The sequence below is a fragment of the Tepidimonas alkaliphilus genome (assembly GCF_007556595.1).
Taxonomy (GTDB): Bacteria; Pseudomonadota; Gammaproteobacteria; order Burkholderiales; family Burkholderiaceae_C; genus Tepidimonas; species Tepidimonas alkaliphila.
Genome location: NZ_VJNB01000003.1, coordinates 37,019 through 52,546 on the forward strand (window position 1 = coordinate 37,019; position 15,528 = coordinate 52,546).

The following is a 15,528-nucleotide window of genomic DNA, read 5'->3' on the forward strand; positions in this document are numbered from 1 at the left end:
CAGCTTGTGCGCCTGCAAACCGGCTACCGATGCGCCCGCATGCGCTCGACGGCCTCCCCAAGCTCCAGCACCGCCAGCGCGTAGTAGCTGGAGCGGTTGTAGCGCGTCAGCGCCCAGAAGTTCTGTGTGCCAAGCACGTAGGTCGGCGCCGCGCCGCCGCGCGCCGGGTCGCCGTTGTGCAGCAGCACCAGCGCCATCGGCCCGTCGTGCCGCTGGGCCTCCGGCGGCAGCTCGGCGCCGAGCTCGCGCAGCTGCGCCGCGCTGAAGGTCGGGCGGATGTCCGGCGCCAGCAGCGTGCCAAGCGCCTGCGGGTGCGTCGGGGGCGTGACGCTAAAGCGCGCCGGCACGCCGCGCTGCCAGCCGTGCGCGGCCAGGAAACTGGCCACCGAGCCAATCGCATCGACCGGGCTGCCGATCAGGTCGATGCGGCCGTCGCCGTCGAAATCCACTGCGTGCGCAAGCCAGCTGCTCGGCATGAACTGCGGCCAGCCCAGCGCGCCGGCGAAGCTGCCGCGCCAGGCGTCCGGGGGCACGCCGCTGGAGCGCGCCAGGCGCAGAAAGGCGCGCAGTTCGTCGCGGAAAAAGGCCTGCCGCGCCTCGGCGCGCGGGTGCTCGCGCGGAAAGTCCAGCGCCAGCGTGGCCAGCACGTCCAGCGTGCGGTGCTGGCCCAGGTGCTGGCCGTAGAGCGTTTCCACGCCGAGGATGCCGACGATCACCGCCGCCGGCACGCCATAGCGCGCTTCGGCGCGCGCCAGCGCCTCGGCGTGCGCGTCCCAGAAGCGCACGCCGGCGGCGATGCGTCGCGGTTCGACGAAGCGGGCGCGGTAGGCCGCCCAGTTGGGGTAGGCGGTCGGCGGCGGCGGGACGTTGAGTGCGCGCGCGCGCAGATCCGGCTGCGCCTGCGCGAGCCAATGACGCGCCCAGCCGTCGTCCCATCCTTCCGCGGCGTCGATCGCCTCGGCCAGCGCGCGCGCCGCCGCATGGTCGGCGTAAGTGGTGCGGGCCGGGTGCGGCTGCGCCTCGGCCGCCGGCGGGGTGAGCGCACCGGCCAGCGCCAGCAGCAGGCCTACAGCGGCGGCCTGGGCCTTGCGAGCGGGCAGCGGCAGCCGGGCGAGCCGCCTTGCCAAGGCGCGCTGCGCGCGGTCGGATCGGGCAGCTTCGTTCATGGCCGGATCGTAGCGCAGCGCCTCCAGCTCCAGCAGCCAGGCGCGCCAGGCCGCGCGCGCGGCCGGTTCCAGTCCGTGGGCCTGCTCCAGCGCCGCCGCCAGCGCGCGCGGCGTCAGCGGCCGCGGCGGCGCCACCCCCGCGCGCGCCGCCCGGCGGGCCGCACGCTGCAGCAGCCGCGCCCAGGCGTCGGCTCGGCGCCGCGCGGGCAGCAGCAGCCACGCCCCGGCCAGCAGCGCTGCCGCGCCCAGCGCCGCGGCCAGCGCCTGCGCAGCGTCGCGCCAGTCCTGGGCCGCCCAGCCGAGCCGGCGCAGCAGTTCAAGCTGGCGCGTGGGGCCGTAGTCCAGCACCCACTCGTTCCAACGCTGGTTGGCGGCGTCCCACCAGGCGCGCGCCAGCTGCAACAGGCGCGGATCCACTTGAACGACCGCTCGCGCCAGCGGCCCGGCGGGCGCTTGCAACCGCGCGCCGCGCTCGGTGCGGTCGGGCGCCACCCAGGCGGTGGGGTCAATGCGCACCCAGCCCTCGCCGGGCAGCCAGACCTCGGCCCAGGCGTGCGCGTCGCTGTGGCGCACCGTCCAGAGGCCGTCCACCGGGTTGCGCTCGCCGCCCTGGTAGCCGGTGACGATGCGCGCCGGCACGTCCAGCGCGCGCAGCGCGATCACGAACGCCGAGGCGATGTGCTCGCAGAAGCCCGCCTTGCGCTCGAACCAGAATTCGTCGGCGCTGTGCGGCCCGTACACCCCGGGCTCCAGCGTGTAGACGTAGCCGCCGTCGCGCAGGCGGCGCAGCAGCGCCTCCAGCAGCACGCGCGGCGCCGGCTCGCCGAGCTCGCGGCGCAGCGCCTGCGCCCAGGCCAGCGTGCGCGGGTTGAAGCCCGGCGGCAGCTCCCGGTCCACCTGCAGCGCCAGCCGGTCGGCCTCCACGCCCCAGTCCACCGTCGGATGGGCCTGCGCGTCGTAGCGCAGCACGTCGGTGACGGGGTAGGGCAGCCACCAGGCCCCATCGGGGGAGGTCAGCGGCGCCGCACCCGCGGCCGACGGCTGCGGTGCCTGCAGCGTGTGGTCCAGCACCGGCAGCCACGGCCGCTGCGTCGGCTCCAGCGTGACGCGGTACGGCAGCGGCGCGCCGCGCGGCGTGCGGCGCACCCCGGCGTCGGCGCGGATCAGCGCACCCGGCGCCAGCGCCACCGCCTGGGGACCGTGCAGCGGCAGCCAGCGCTCGCCATCGAAGACGCGCAGCACCGGCCCGCGAAAGTACAGCTGCGCCGCTGGCGGCGTCCCTTGCGGAAACGCCACCCGCATGGCGACGCGCTCGTCCAGCGCCAGCCGCGCCACGTCGCCGACGCGCATCTGTCCCGACAGGCCGCTGCGGCCGAACGGCTCGCCCTGCGGCAGCCCCCACAGCGGCGGCAGACGCGGAAAGAGCGCGAACAGCAGCACCAGCAGCGGCGTACCGGTCAGCATCAGCCAGCCGGCCTGGCGCGCCGCGGCCGCCAGCGGCGGGTGACCGAGCGGGCGGTGGGCCAGCACGAGGCTCGTCAGCAGCCCGGCCACCGCCAGCAGCACCCCGAGCGCCATCGGCAATGACTGCGAGCGCAGCAGCGGCGCCAGCAGCGTGAAGAAGGCAAGGAAAAACACCACCCAGGCGTCGCGCCGCGCGCGCAGCTCCAGCGTCTTGAGCGACAGCAGCACGACGATCAGCGTCACGCCGGCTTCCGGGCCGAGCAGCGTGCGGTGGGTGGCGACGGTTGCCCCGACAGCCAGCGCGGTCAGACCGACGCGCCACGGCCAGCCGGGCAGCGGCCGGCCGTGCCACGCCAGCCAGCCGCGCCACAGCAGCACCCCGCCGGCCAAAACGCTGGTCCAGCCCGGCACGTGGCCGAGCAGCAGCGCCTGGATCCAGGCCAGCACCGCCAGCAGCCACAATGTGTCGCGCACCTCGCGCGGGCGGGCCTGCAGCGCCGTGGCCCAGCGGGACGCCAGCCTCAGTGGCATGCCAGCGCCTCCAGACAGCGGCGACGCTGCGCCGGCCCGTGGTCGGGCGCAATTTCCACGCCGCCGACGCGCAGACCGTAGCGCAGCCCGCGCGCATCGGCCGCCAGCACCCAGGCGCACAGCCGCGCGCGCACAGCCTCCGGATCGGTCAGGCCGCTGTCGCGCTCGTCCAGCCACAGGTCTGGCTGCGCGGCCTGCGCGGCGGCGCTGCGCACCCACCACTGCGCCGGGTCGTCCTGCGGCAGCCGCGCGGCCTTTTTCCACAGCACGCGCCGCGGCGCGTCGCCGGCGCGCCACGGGCGCACGTCGTCCGGCACGCCGGATTCGGGCGCCGGCGCGTGGCCACCGTCGGGCGCCGCGTCGTCGCGCCGCCGCGCTGGGGGTGGCGGGGCGTCGGGCTCCGGCGCGGGGTAGACCAGCAGCTGTGCCTGCGGGCGCCAGACGCTCCAGACCCGGCAGACGCCAAGCGGGTAGCGCGTGCCGACCGCAAGCAGCGGCGCCGGCAGGCGCCCGCGTCGCGGCGGCGTCCAGGTCACCGTCGCCAGGGCGGGCTGGCGCGCTGGCACGTCCAGCAGCGTGGCGGCATCGGCCCCGGCGCCGGCCACGCGCAGCTCCAGCGCCAGCCGGTCGCGGGCAGCGGGGTCGAGGCTCAGCGTCAGCGCCGCGGGCTGTCCGGCCCACAGCTCCGGCTGGCCGTGCAGCGCCAGTGTCAGCCCGCGCAGGTTGGCGTGCGCCGCCCAGACCGCGGCGGCGGCGCTGCCGGCGACGAGGAAGGTCAGCGCGTAGCCGAGGTTGAGCTGGAAGTTGATGCTGCCGATCAGCAGCAGCGCCAGCGTGCCGATCAGCATCCAGCCGGGCCGCGTCGGCAGCACGTAGAGGTTGCGGAGGTTGAGCCGCCAGGTCGGCTGCGGCGGCAGGCGCGCCCACCACCAGCGCTGCAGACGGTCGCGCCAGCCGGTGCGCTTGGCTGGGGCGGGCGGGGCGATGGCGGTCATGGGCGCGGCGGGGCTGCGGGGCGGGGTCAGCCGAGCTCGGCCAGCAGCGCGCGCAGCTGGCCGGCGGCGTCGCGGCCGCTGCCGGGCGCCGGCACCAGGCGGTGCGCCGCCACCGGCACCAGCACCGCGTGCAGGTCGTCCGGGGCGACGTAGTCGCGCCCCTCGACGAAGGCGCGCGCGCGCGCCGCGCGCAGCAGCGCCAGCCCCGCGCGCGGGCTCAGGCCGTGCACGAACCAGCGCCCGTCGCGCGTGGCCTGCAGCAGCGCCTGCAGCGCATCCAGCAGCGCGTCGGCCACGCGCACCTCGGCGGCGGCCTGCTGCAGGGCGCGCAGCGCCGCCGGGTCGGCCAGCGCCGGCAGCCGCTCCAGCAGGGCGCGCCGGTCCTCGCCGCGCAGCAGCGCCCGCTCCGCGGCGGAGTCGGGAAAACCCAGCGACAGCCGCATCAGGAAGCGGTCCAGCTGCGATTCCGGCAGCGCCTGCGTGCCGCTCTGCTCGAAGGGGTTCTGGGTGGCGATGACGAAGAACGGCTGCGGCAGGCGGTGCGTCTCGCCATCGACGCTGACCTGGCGCTCCTCCATCGCCTCCAGCAAGGCACTCTGGGTTTTCGGGCTGGCACGGTTGATCTCGTCGGCCAGCAGCACCTGCGCGAACAGCGGCCCGGGGTGGAACACGAAGCGCCCCTCGGTGCGATCCCAGATCGAGGCGCCGATCAGGTCGCTGGGCATCAGGTCGGCAGTGAACTGCACGCGCGCAAAGCGCAGCCCCAGCGTGCGTGCGAGGGCCTGGGCTAGCGTCGTCTTGCCGACCCCGGGCACATCCTCCAGCAGCAGGTGCCCGCCGGCCAGCAGGCAGGTCAGCGCGTCGCGCACCACCGCGTCCTTGCCGACGATGACCGTGGTAAGCTGCTGCAAGAGCGAAGCGATAAGGGCGGAGCGAGCAAGCATAACCGCGACGATACCGCAGCCGCGCCGCCTTCGCGCCCTGCCTTGGTGCACGCCATGAGATCGACCGGCTATTACACCCACCCCGCCTGCGCGCGCCACGACATGGGGCCGGGGCATCCGGAGTGCCCGCAGCGCCTGGGCGCCATCGACGACCGGCTGCTGATCACTGGGGTGCTGGACGCGCTGGAGCAGCGCACCGCGACGCTGGCGTCGGTGGCCGAGCTGGAGCTGGCGCACGACCGGCTGCACGTGGCGGCGCTGCGCGGGCTGGCCGACGAGCTGCGCGACAACGTGGCCGCCGGCGGCCCGGCCTATCTTCCGCTGGATCCAGATACGGCGCTGGGCGTGCACACTTGGGATGCCGCGCTGGCCGCCGCTGGCGCCGCCATCCATGCCACCGAGGCCGTGGTGGGCGGCGAGCTGGCCAATGCCTTCTGCGCCGTGCGCCCGCCGGGGCACCACGCCTGCCGCAACCGGGCGATGGGGTTTTGTTTTTTCAACAACGTGGCGGTGGCGGCCAAATACGCGCTGGCGCGCTTGGGGCTGCAGCGCGTGGCGATCGTTGACTTTGACGTGCACCACGGCAACGGCACCGAGGATATCGTCGCCGGCGACGAGCGCATCCTGATGTGCAGCTTCTACCAGCACCCCTACTACCCGGAGTGGGACCACCGCGACGACGCCAACCTGGTCAACGTGCCGGTGCCGGCCTACACCAAAGGCATGGACGTGCGCGAGCTGATCGAGATGATGTGGCTGCCGCGGCTGGAGGCGCATCGTCCGCAGCTGATCCTGATCAGCGCCGGCTTCGACGCCCACCGCGAGGACGACCTGGGCCAGCTGGCGCTGGTGGAGCAGGACTACGTCTGGATCACCCAGCGGCTGATGGACGTGGCGCGCCGCCACGCCCAGGGCCGCATCGTCAGCGTGCTGGAGGGCGGCTACAACCTGAGCGCGCTGGCGCGCAGCGTGGAGGCGCATGTGCGGGTGTTGGCGGGTTTATGAGGCCGTGCGCCCAGGCCGGCAGGAGCGAGCGATGACCACCGAAGCCGAACCGATCTTGTTGCATGCGCGCGATGCGCGCGGCGTGCACACCCTGACGCTCAACAACCCTAAAGCCTTCAATGCGCTCAGCGAAGCGATGCTGCAAGCGCTGTCGGCCAAGCTTGACGAAATCGCCGCCGACGACGGCGCGCGCGTGCTCGTCATCGCCGCGGCCGGCAAGGCGTTTTGTGCCGGGCACGATTTGAAGGAGATGCGCGCCCATCCGCAACTCGAGTATTACCAACAGCTCTTTGCCCGTTGCTCGCGCATGATGCTGCAGATCCAGCGCTTGCCGGTGCCGGTGATCGCGCGCGTGCAGGGGCTGGCCACCGCGGCTGGCTGCCAGCTGGTGGCGCAGTGCGACCTGGCGGTGGCGGCGCAGGAGGCGCGCTTTGGCGTCAACGGCATCGACGTCGGGCTGTTCTGCGCCACGCCCAGCGTGCCGCTGGTGCGCAATGTGCCGGCGAAGGTGGCGATGGAGATGCTGCTGACCGGCGAGTTCATCGGCGCCGAGGAGGCGCGCCAGCGCGGGCTGGTCAACCGCGTGGCGCCGCTGGATGCGCTGGACGCGGAGGTAGAGCGGCTGGTGGGGGCGATCCTGGCCAAGCCGCGCGAGGCGATCGCGCTGGGCAAGGCGGTGTTCTACCAGCATCGCGAAACCGGCATCGAAGCCGCCTACCAGCTCGCCGGCCAGGCCATGGCTTGCAACATGATGTTGGATGTCGCCCAGGAAGGCGTGCAGGCGTTTATCGACAAGCGCCCTCCAGCCTGGCGGCAGGCTCCTAGTGCAGGAAGCTCAGGATGAGTCGCTCGACTTTGACGATGCCCGCCCCAGCCCCGATGGATGACTTTGGCGCCTGGCTGCGCTCGTTTGCCCAGCCTGGCGCGTTGCTGGAGCTGGCCGCGCTGGCGTTGTGCGTCGGCGTGGCTTGGTTGACCGTGCGCGCGCTGCAGCGCGCCTTCAACCCCGATGCGGAGCGCTCCATTTGGTTTGGCCGCCGCGGCATCGACGGCGTGCTGTTTCCGCTGCTGCTGCTGTTGCTGGCTTACGGCGCGCGCGCGCTGACGGCGCTGTGGGCGCCGCGCGCGGTCTGGCACGTGGCCATCCCGGCGCTGATGGCGTTGGTGGCCATCCGCATTGGCGTTAAGGTGCTGGAGGTGGCGTTCAAGGGCGCGGTCTGGCTGCGGCCGGTGGAGCGCACCGTCTCGTGGCTGGCGTGGTTGGCGGCGGTGGCGTGGATCACGGGGCTGCTGCCGGTGGTGCTGGCCGAGCTGGATCAGATTTCTTGGAAGCTGGGCGGCACGACGATCTCGGTGCGCACGCTGATCGAGGGGCTGTTGTCGGCCAGCGCGGTGCTGATCGTGGCGCTGTGGGTGTCGTCGGCCATCGAGGCGCGGCTGCTGCGCGACGCCACCGGCGAGTCGCTGTCGCTGCGCAAGGCCGCCAGCAACGCCGCGCGCGCGCTGCTGTTGTTCATCGGGCTGATGCTGGCGCTGTCGGCGGTCGGCATCGATCTGACGGCGCTGTCGGTGCTGGGCGGCGCCATCGGCGTGGGCATTGGCTTCGGCCTGCAGAAGCTGGCGGCCAACTACGTCAGCGGCTTTGTCATTTTGACGGAGCGCAGCGTGCGCATCGGCGATATGGTGCGGCTGGACACTTTTGAAGGCGTGGTGGCTGACATCAAAGCACGCTACACCGTCATCCGCGCCATCAGCGGGCGCGAGTCGATCGTGCCGAACGAGATCCTGATCACGCAGCGGGTGGAAAACCTCTCGCTGTCGGACCCTAAGGTGTGGCAATCCACCGTGGTTGGTGTGGCCTACGACAGCGACGTGGCGCTGGTGCGCCGGCTGCTGGAGCAGGCCGCGCTGGAGCAGCCGCGCGTACTGCGCGACCCGCCGCCGCTGGCGGCGCTGTCGGCCTTTGGCGCCGACGGGCTGGAATTTACGCTGGGCTACTGGATCGCCGATCCGGAAAACGGTCAGCTGGGTTTGCGCTCGGCGATCAACCTGCGCATCTTGGAGCTGTTCCGCGAGCATGGGGTGGAGATTCCGTACCCGCAGCGCGTGCTGCACGTGCGCGGCGCTGGCATGCCTTCAGCGTCGCCACCGTCCCCGGCGGCGTTGCTGGCTGCCGATCGCGGCTCGGCAGCCGCCGCTTGACGGTAGGCGGCAGCGGGCTGGCGATGCATCCTGCTGGATCGGATGGCGGGTTCTGGGGCTTGTGAGCGGTGCAGGTCATGCCTATAATCTTCAAAAAAGAACGAACGTTCGTTTTTGTGCAAAGGCTGGCGGGCTTTTACAATGCCAGCTGCCTTGACGTTAACGTTAACGTCAAGAAGTCCCGAGCCAGTCTCATCGACCTTCAGGAGCAACAGGCATGAAGATTCTCGTCCCGGTCAAGCGGGTGGTGGACTACAACGTCAAGGTGCGCGTCAAGGCCGACGGCAGTGGCATGGACATCGCCAACGTCAAGATGAGCATGAACCCGTTCGACGAGATCGCGGTGGAGGAAGCCGTGCGCCTGAAGGAAAAGGGCGTGGCCAGCGAGATCGTGGCGGTGTCGTGCGGCGTGACGCAGTGCCAGGAGACGCTGCGCACCGCCATGGCCATCGGCGCCGACCGCGCCATCTTGGTGGAGACCGACGCCGAGCTGCAGCCGCTGGCGGTGGCCAAGCTGCTCAAGGCCCTGGTGGAGCGCGAGCAGCCGCAGCTCGTGATCCTGGGCAAGCAGGCGATCGACGACGACGCCAACCAGACCGGCCAGATGCTGGCGGCGCTGCTGGACTGGCCGCAGGCCACGTTCGCCTCCAAGGTCGAAGTCAAGGGCGAGGAGGTCGAGGTCACGCGCGAGGTCGATGGCGGCCTGCAGACGCTGGCGCTGAAGCTGCCGGCCATCGTCACCACCGACCTGCGGCTCAACGAGCCGCGCTACGTGACGCTGCCCAACATCATGAAGGCGAAGAAAAAGCCGCTGGACACCGTCAAGCCCGCCGACCTCGGCGTGGACGTGACGCCGCGGCTGGAGACGCTGAAGGTGGCCGAGCCGCCGAAACGGCAGGCCGGCATCAAGGTGCCGGACGTGGCCACGCTGGTGGACAAGCTGCGCCACGAAGCCAAGGTCATCTGAGACAGGCACCCCAGAATAAAGGACGCACGCCATGACCATCCTCGTGATTGCCGAACACGACCACGCCACCCTCAAGGGGGCTACCCTCCACACCATCGGCGCGGCGCTGAAGCTGCAGGCCGCCGGCGCGGGCGACATCCATGTGCTGGTGGCCGGCCACGAGGCCGCCGGCGCTGCGCAGGCCGCCGCGCAGGTGGCCGGCGTGGCCAAAGTGCTGCACGCCGACGGGCCGGCGCACGCGCACGCGCTGGCGGAAAACCTCGCCGCGCAGGTGCTGGCGCTGGCTGGCGGCTACAGCCACATCCTCTTTCCCGCCACCGCCGCCGGGCGCAACGTGGCGCCGCGCGTGGCGGCCAAGCTGGACGTTGCGCAGCTGAGCGACATCACCGCGGTGATCGATGCGCACACCTTCGAGCGGCCGATCTACGCCGGCAACGCGATTGCCACCGTGCGCAGCCGCGACGCGCAGCACGTCATCACCGTGCGCACGACTGCCTTCGACGCCGCGCCGGCGCAGGGGGGCCATGCCGCAGTGGAAAGCATCCCGGCGGTGGCCGACGGCGGCAAGAGCCGCTTCGTCGGCGAGGAGCTGGCCAAGAGCGACCGGCCGGAGCTCACCGCGGCGCGCGTGGTGGTCTCGGGCGGCCGGGCGCTGGGCAGCGCGGAGAAGTTCAACGAGCTCATCACGCCGCTGGCGGACAAGCTGGGCGCCGCCATCGGCGCCAGCCGCGCCGCGGTGGACGCCGGCTACGCCCCCAACGACTGGCAGGTCGGCCAGACCGGCAAGATCGTCGCGCCGGAGCTCTACGTGGCGGTGGGCATCAGCGGCGCGATCCAGCACCTGGCCGGCATGAAGGATTCCAAAGTCATCGTGGCGATCAACAAGGATCCGGAGGCGCCGATCTTCAGCGTGGCCGACTACGGGCTGGAGGCCGACCTGTTCCAGGCCGTGCCGCAGCTGACCCAGGCGCTGTGACGCCGCGGGCGCAAACACCAGGGCATCCGGCGGATGCCCTCTTTTTTGCCGCAACGAGGAGACCGACGATGAGCTTCAAGGCGCCCGTCAAGGACATGCTGTTCGCGCTGCAGCACCTGGCCCGGCTGGAGGAGATCAACCGCATCCCCGGCTTCGAGGACGTCAACCTCGAGACCGCGCAGGCGGTGCTGCAGGAGTGCGCGCGCTTGAACGAGGAAGTGATCGCGCCGCTGAACTGGGAGGGGGACAAGAACCCCTCCTGGTGGCAGGACGGGCAGGTGTTCACGACGCCGGGCTTCAAGGAGGCGTTCCGCCAGTACGCCGAGGGCGGCTGGCAGGGCCTGCAGCACCCGGCCGAGTTCGGCGGCCAGGGGCTGCCGAAGGTCATCGGCGCCATGTGCACCGAGATCCTCAACGCCGCCAACCTGAGCTTCGCCCTGTGCCCGCTGCTGACCGACGGCGCCATCGAGGCGCTGCTGACCGCCGGCAGCGACGCGCAGAAGGCCACCTACATCCCGCCGATGATCGAGGGGCGCTGGACCGGCACGATGAACCTGACCGAGCCGCAGGCCGGCAGCGACCTGTCGCTGGTGCGCGCGCGCGCCGAGCCGCAGCCGGACGGCACCTACCGGATCTTCGGCACCAAGATCTTTATCACCTACGGCGAGCACGACATGGCCGACAACATCGTGCACCTGGTGCTGGCCCGCGTACCCGGCGCGCCGCAGGGCGTCAAGGGCATCAGCCTGTTCATCGTGCCGAAGTTTCTCGTCAATCCGGACGGCACGCTGGGTGCGCGCAACGACGTGCACTGCGTCAGCATCGAGCACAAGCTCGGCATCAAGGCCAGCCCCACCTGCGTGCTGCAGTACGGCGACCACGGCGGCGCCGTCGGCTATCTGGTCGGCGAGGAAAACCGTGGCCTCGAGTACATGTTTATCATGATGAACGCAGCGCGCTACGCGGTGGGCCTGCAGGGCATCGCGCTGTCGGAGCGCGCCTACCAGAAGGCGGTGCAGTACGCGCGCGAGCGCATCCAGAGCCGCCCGGTGGACGGCAGCGTGGCCGGCGCCGCGCCGATCATCCACCACCCGGACGTGCGCCGCATGCTGATGACGATGCGCGCGCTGACCGAAGGCTGCCGCGCCATGGCCGCGGTGGCCGCCGCCGCCTACGACGCCGCCCACCACCACCCGGATGCGGCCGTGCGGCGGCAGAACCAGGCCTTCTACGAATTCATGGTGCCGCTGGTCAAGGGCTACAGCACGGAGATCAGCCACGAGGTCACCAGCCTGGGCGTGCAGGTGCACGGCGGCATGGGCTTCATCGAGGAGACCGGCGCCGCCCAGCACTACCGCGACGCCAAGATCCTGACGATCTACGAGGGCACGACGGCCATCCAGGCCAACGACCTGGTCGGGCGCAAGACGGCGCGCGACGGCGGCGCGGTGGCGCTGGCGGTGGCCGCGCAGGTGGCCGCCACCGAGCAGGCGCTGGCCGAAAGCGGCTCCGAGGCGGCGCAGGCGGTGCGCGTGCGGCTGCAGGCCGCCCGCGCCGCGTACGAGGAGGTGGTGCGCTTCATCGCCGCGCAGGCCAAGGCCGATCCGGTGGCGGCCTACGCCGGCAGCGTGCCGTACCTGATGCTGGCCGGCAACCTGATGGCCGGCTGGCAGATGGCGCGCGCGCTGCTGGCCGCGGAGCAGGAACTGGCCGCCGGGCGCGACGCCGACTTCATGCGCGCCAAGATCGCCACCGCGCGCTTCTACGCCGAGCACATCCTGCCGCGCGCGCTGGCGCAGCGCGACGCCATCGTGCACGGGGCCGGCTCGCTCAAGGCCATGGCGCTGGAGGCGTTCTGATGCCCCGCATCCCCGCCGTCCTGCAACGGCTGGCGCTGCCGGTGATCGGCTCGCCGCTGTTCATCATCAGCAACCCCAGGCTCGTCATCGAGCAGTGCAAGGCCGGCATCGTCGGCTCGATGCCGGCGCTCAACGCCCGTCCGGCCTCGCAGCTGGACGAGTGGCTGGCCGAGATCACCGAGACGCTGGCGGCTCACAATGCCGCGCACCCGGATCGGCCCGCCGCGCCGTTTGCGATCAACCAGATCGTGCACAAGAGCAACGACCGGCTCGAGCACGACATGGCGCTGTGCGAAAAATACAAGGTACCGATCGTCATCACGAGCCTGGGCGCGCGCGAGGACGTCAACCAGGCCGTGCACCGCTGGGGCGGCGTGGTGCTGCACGACGTCATCAACGACACCTTCGCGCACAAGGCGATCGACAAGGGCGCCGACGGCCTGATCGCCGTGGCCGCGGGCGCGGGCGGGCATGCCGGCACCAAGAGTCCGTTCGCGCTGATCCAGGAGATCCGGCGCTGGTTCGACGGGCCGCTGGCGCTGTCGGGCTCGATCGCCACCGGCGGCGCGATCCTGGCGGCGCAGGCGATGGGCGCGGACTTCGCCTACATCGGCTCGCTGTTCATCGCCACCGACGAGGCGCGCGCCAGCGACGCCTACAAGCAGTGCATCGTCGAGTGCACGTCCGACGACATCGTCTACACCAACCTGTTCACCGGCGTGCACGGCAACTACCTCAAGCCCTCGATCCGCGCCGCCGGGCTCGATCCGGATCACCTGCCGGAAAGCGACCCGAGCAAGATGAACTTCGCCTCCACGGGTGCCAAGGCGTGGAAGGACATCTGGGGCTGCGGGCAGGGCATTGCGGTGGTGGACGCCGTGCGGCCGGCGGCGCAGGTGATCGAGCGCCTGAAGCGGGAGTACGCCGAGGCGCGCGCGCGGCTGTGCGGCGTGGTCGGCTGAGCCACGGCGCGGCGCCTCAGGCTGCGGCGGCGTCGTCCGCGGCCGGCCACGCGGACGGTGCGGGCGGGGTGCTGCCGGGCGGCCCCCAAGCGGCCTCCACGACGGCCAGCGTGCGCCGCAGCACGTCGGCCGCGTCGGCTGGCAGCGCGTGGCGCGCCGGCATGGAGCGCAGCCATGTCAGCTGCCGCTTGGCCAGCTGGCGCGTGGCGGCGGCGGCGCGCTCGTGCAGCCGCGCCTGCTCGTCGGCGGTGAGCGCGTCGCGGCCGGCCGCGGCGGCCTCCTCCAGCGCCTCCCACGCCTGGCGGTAGCCGACGCAGCGCAGCGCCGGCAGCTGCAGGCCGAGGTCGCCGCGGGCGCGCAGGGCACGCACCTCGTCCAGCAGCCCGTCGCGCCACATCGCCTGCAGGCGTGCGTCGATGCGCGCGCGCAGCCAGCCGCGGTCAGCCGGCTCCAGGCTCAGCAACCAACCGGGCCAGGAGCCGATGCGCAGCGTGTCCTGAGGCAACGCCGATTCGTCGGCGACCGGACGGATCGCCACCGTTTCCCCGCTGACATCGTCAGCCCTGGCAGCGGCCCCCGGGGCACGCCGCCAGCGGCGCTGCAGCGCCGACAATGGTTGGCCAGTGGCGCGCCAGACCTCCAGCGCGCGGCCGATGCGCTGCGCGTCGTGCGGCGCCAGCCGCGCGGCGGTGACGGGATCGACGCGTGCCAGCTCGGCGTGCAGCGCGGGCCAGCCGCGCGCGCGCGCCTCGGCCTCGATGGCCGCGCGCAGCGCCGGCTGCGCCGGCGGCAGCTCGTCCAAACCGTCCAACAGGGCTTTGAAATACAGCATCGTGCCGCCGACCAGCAGCGGCCAGCGCCCGCGCGCCCGGATCGCCGGCAGCAGCGCCCGCGCGTCGCGCACGAACTCAGCCGCACTGTACGGCTCGCGCGGGTCGCGGATGTCGATCAGGTGGTGCGGCACGCGCGCGCGCTCGGCGGCGTCGGGCTTGGCGGTGCCGACGTCCATGCCGCGGTAGACCAGCGCCGAGTCGACGCTGACGATCTCCACCGGCCAGCGACCGGCGATGGCCAGCGCCAGCGCCGTCTTGCCGCTGGCGGTGGGGCCGGCCAGCGCCAGCCACGCGCACGGCGGGGTCTCGGGGGCGGCGGTCATGCGGCGCGATGATCGGGCTGGCCGTGAGGCGGGTTGCGCACCTCGCCGTGACGCTGCACCAGCGTCCAGGCCACCAGCGCGATCAGGGCGCCCCAGAACCACAGGCCGTTGGTGAGGGGATAGACGCCGGTGTCGGCCCCGGGTGACATGCGCTGGCCGAGCCACAGCCCCATCAGAAAAGCCGTCACCATCATGATGAAGCCGGCCAGCGCCGAGGCCGCGCCAGCCGCCTGCGGAAACGGCGAGACGGCGCCGCTCTGGCCGCAGGGCTGGTGCACGCCGTGGGCCAGGATGAACAGGTAGAACGGCCCCATGATCGCCCAGGTGGTGTGCAGCCCGGCCAGCGCCAGCACCCCGGCCAGCGTGCCGCCGCCAAGCGACAGCCCGGCCGCCCACGCGACGGTGCGCCGCAAGCCGACGCGAGGGATCAGCCAGCGGCATAGAAACGTGCCCGCGATATAGACCGCCGACATCGACAGCATCAGCAAGCCATAGCCGGTTTTGCTGTGGCCCAGCACGTTGATGAACACGAACGACGAGGTGGCCAGGAACGTGAACAGACCTCCATAGGTGGCCGATGCCAGCAGCGCCCATGCCCAAAACGTCGGATGGCGCACGATACGCCCCCAGATGCGCAGCATTTCGGCGGGTTGCAGCGCGCGCGGGTTGCGGGCTGGCAGCGTCTCGCGAAAGCGCCACGCCACCAGCGCCAGCGCCGCCGCGCCGAACACCGCCAGCGCCGCCAGCGCCGCGCGCCAGCCCGCGTGCTCGGTCAGCCAGCCGCCCAGCGGCCCGCTGAGGCACGCGAACAGCCCGAGGCCGCTCAGCCCCTTGGACATCATGCGCGCGCCTTCCACCGGAGGGTAGAGGTCGCGCACGATGGCGCGCGCGCCCATCACCGCCGCGCCCATCGCCGCCCCCTGCACGATGCGCCAGACGATCAGCTGCTCGACGCTGCCGGCCAGGGCGCTGCCGACCGAGGCCAGCGTGTAGGCCCCCAGTCCGGCCAGCAACACCGGGCGGCGGCCCAAGCGGTCCGACACCGGGCCCCAGACCAGCTGCGCGGCGCCAAACGCCAACAGCAGCGCCGACAGCGTGGCCTGCACCTTGGCCATCGGCGCGTCGAATGCCGCCGTGATGGAAGGCAGCGCCGGCAGATACAAATCCGTGGCCAACGGCTGCACGCCCAGCAGCAACGACAGCAGCACCACCACCCAGCCTGGGGTCATCGGCGTGCGGGTCGGTTGCGTGACAGCCATGGCGTCGGATGCTACCAAAGGCCAGCGGCGCGGCCTGTCGCG

The 15,528-nt window shown here is 72.4% G+C and carries 12 protein-coding genes; 7 read left to right on the forward strand and 5 right to left on the reverse strand.

Annotated elements, in window-relative coordinates; all coding sequences use genetic code 11:
* Positions 1–23 precede the first annotated feature (23 nt).
* From Talka_RS03865 to Talka_RS03875, 3 genes are read right to left on the reverse strand one after another with little or no spacing between them, the layout of a single operon-like run.
* Positions 24–3,161, reverse strand: a complete 3,138-nt coding sequence (locus Talka_RS03865; RefSeq protein WP_143889807.1) for a transglutaminaseTgpA domain-containing protein — start codon at positions 3,159–3,161, stop codon at positions 24–26.
* Positions 3,152–4,156 carry a DUF58 domain-containing protein gene (locus Talka_RS03870; protein ID WP_143889808.1) on the reverse strand — a complete coding sequence of 335 codons (1,005 nt, stop codon included), beginning with the start codon at positions 4,154–4,156 and terminating at the stop codon, positions 3,152–3,154. Before Talka_RS03870 ends, Talka_RS03865 begins: the two co-directional genes overlap by 10 nt.
* A 26-nt stretch (positions 4,157–4,182) precedes the next feature.
* Positions 4,183–5,100: an AAA family ATPase gene (locus Talka_RS03875; RefSeq protein WP_143889809.1), complete on the reverse strand. Its 918-nt coding sequence runs from the start codon at positions 5,098–5,100 to the stop codon at positions 4,183–4,185.
* Positions 5,101–5,154: 54 nt separating this feature from the next.
* Between Talka_RS03875 and Talka_RS03880 the strand changes: the two genes are divergently transcribed.
* The 7 genes from Talka_RS03880 (at position 5,155) to Talka_RS03910 (ending at position 13,071) form a co-directional block, all read left to right on the forward strand.
* Positions 5,155–6,105: a histone deacetylase family protein gene (locus Talka_RS03880; protein ID WP_143889810.1), complete on the forward strand. Its 951-nt coding sequence runs from the start codon at positions 5,155–5,157 to the stop codon at positions 6,103–6,105.
* Positions 6,106–6,136: 31 nt separating this feature from the next.
* The gene (locus tag Talka_RS03885) at positions 6,137–6,949 is read left to right on the forward strand and encodes an enoyl-CoA hydratase (protein ID WP_143889811.1); all 813 of its coding nucleotides are present in this window, start codon (positions 6,137–6,139) and stop codon (positions 6,947–6,949) included.
* Positions 6,946–8,307: a mechanosensitive ion channel family protein gene (locus Talka_RS03890; RefSeq protein ID WP_246100563.1), complete on the forward strand. Its 1,362-nt coding sequence runs from the start codon at positions 6,946–6,948 to the stop codon at positions 8,305–8,307. The genes Talka_RS03885 and Talka_RS03890 overlap by 4 nt, the downstream gene beginning before the upstream one ends.
* 217 nt (positions 8,308–8,524) lie before the next feature.
* Complete coding sequence (locus tag Talka_RS03895) at positions 8,525–9,274, forward strand: electron transfer flavoprotein subunit beta/FixA family protein (protein ID WP_143889813.1); 750 nt, start codon at positions 8,525–8,527, stop codon at positions 9,272–9,274.
* A gap of 31 nt (positions 9,275–9,305) precedes the next feature.
* On the forward strand, positions 9,306–10,250 hold the full coding sequence (locus Talka_RS03900) for an electron transfer flavoprotein subunit alpha/FixB family protein (RefSeq protein ID WP_143889814.1): 945 nt from the start codon (positions 9,306–9,308) through the stop codon (positions 10,248–10,250).
* Between the two features lie 68 nt (positions 10,251–10,318).
* Positions 10,319–12,109 (forward strand): acyl-CoA dehydrogenase, encoded by a 1,791-nt coding sequence (locus tag Talka_RS03905; RefSeq protein WP_143889815.1) that lies wholly within the window; start codon positions 10,319–10,321, stop codon positions 12,107–12,109.
* Complete coding sequence (locus Talka_RS03910; protein WP_143889816.1) at positions 12,109–13,071, forward strand: NAD(P)H-dependent flavin oxidoreductase; 963 nt, start codon at positions 12,109–12,111, stop codon at positions 13,069–13,071. The genes Talka_RS03905 and Talka_RS03910 overlap by 1 nt, the downstream gene beginning before the upstream one ends.
* A 16-nt stretch (positions 13,072–13,087) precedes the next feature.
* Here Talka_RS03910 and miaA read toward each other — a convergent pair whose 3' ends face one another.
* Both miaA and Talka_RS03920 read right to left on the reverse strand, forming a co-directional pair.
* The gene (gene miaA, locus Talka_RS03915; protein WP_143889817.1) at positions 13,088–14,227 is read right to left on the reverse strand and encodes a tRNA (adenosine(37)-N6)-dimethylallyltransferase MiaA; all 1,140 of its coding nucleotides are present in this window, start codon (positions 14,225–14,227) and stop codon (positions 13,088–13,090) included.
* Positions 14,224–15,486: a multidrug effflux MFS transporter gene (locus Talka_RS03920; protein WP_221933852.1), complete on the reverse strand. Its 1,263-nt coding sequence runs from the start codon at positions 15,484–15,486 to the stop codon at positions 14,224–14,226. Before Talka_RS03920 ends, miaA begins: the two co-directional genes overlap by 4 nt.
* Between the last annotated feature and the right edge of the window lie 42 nt (positions 15,487–15,528).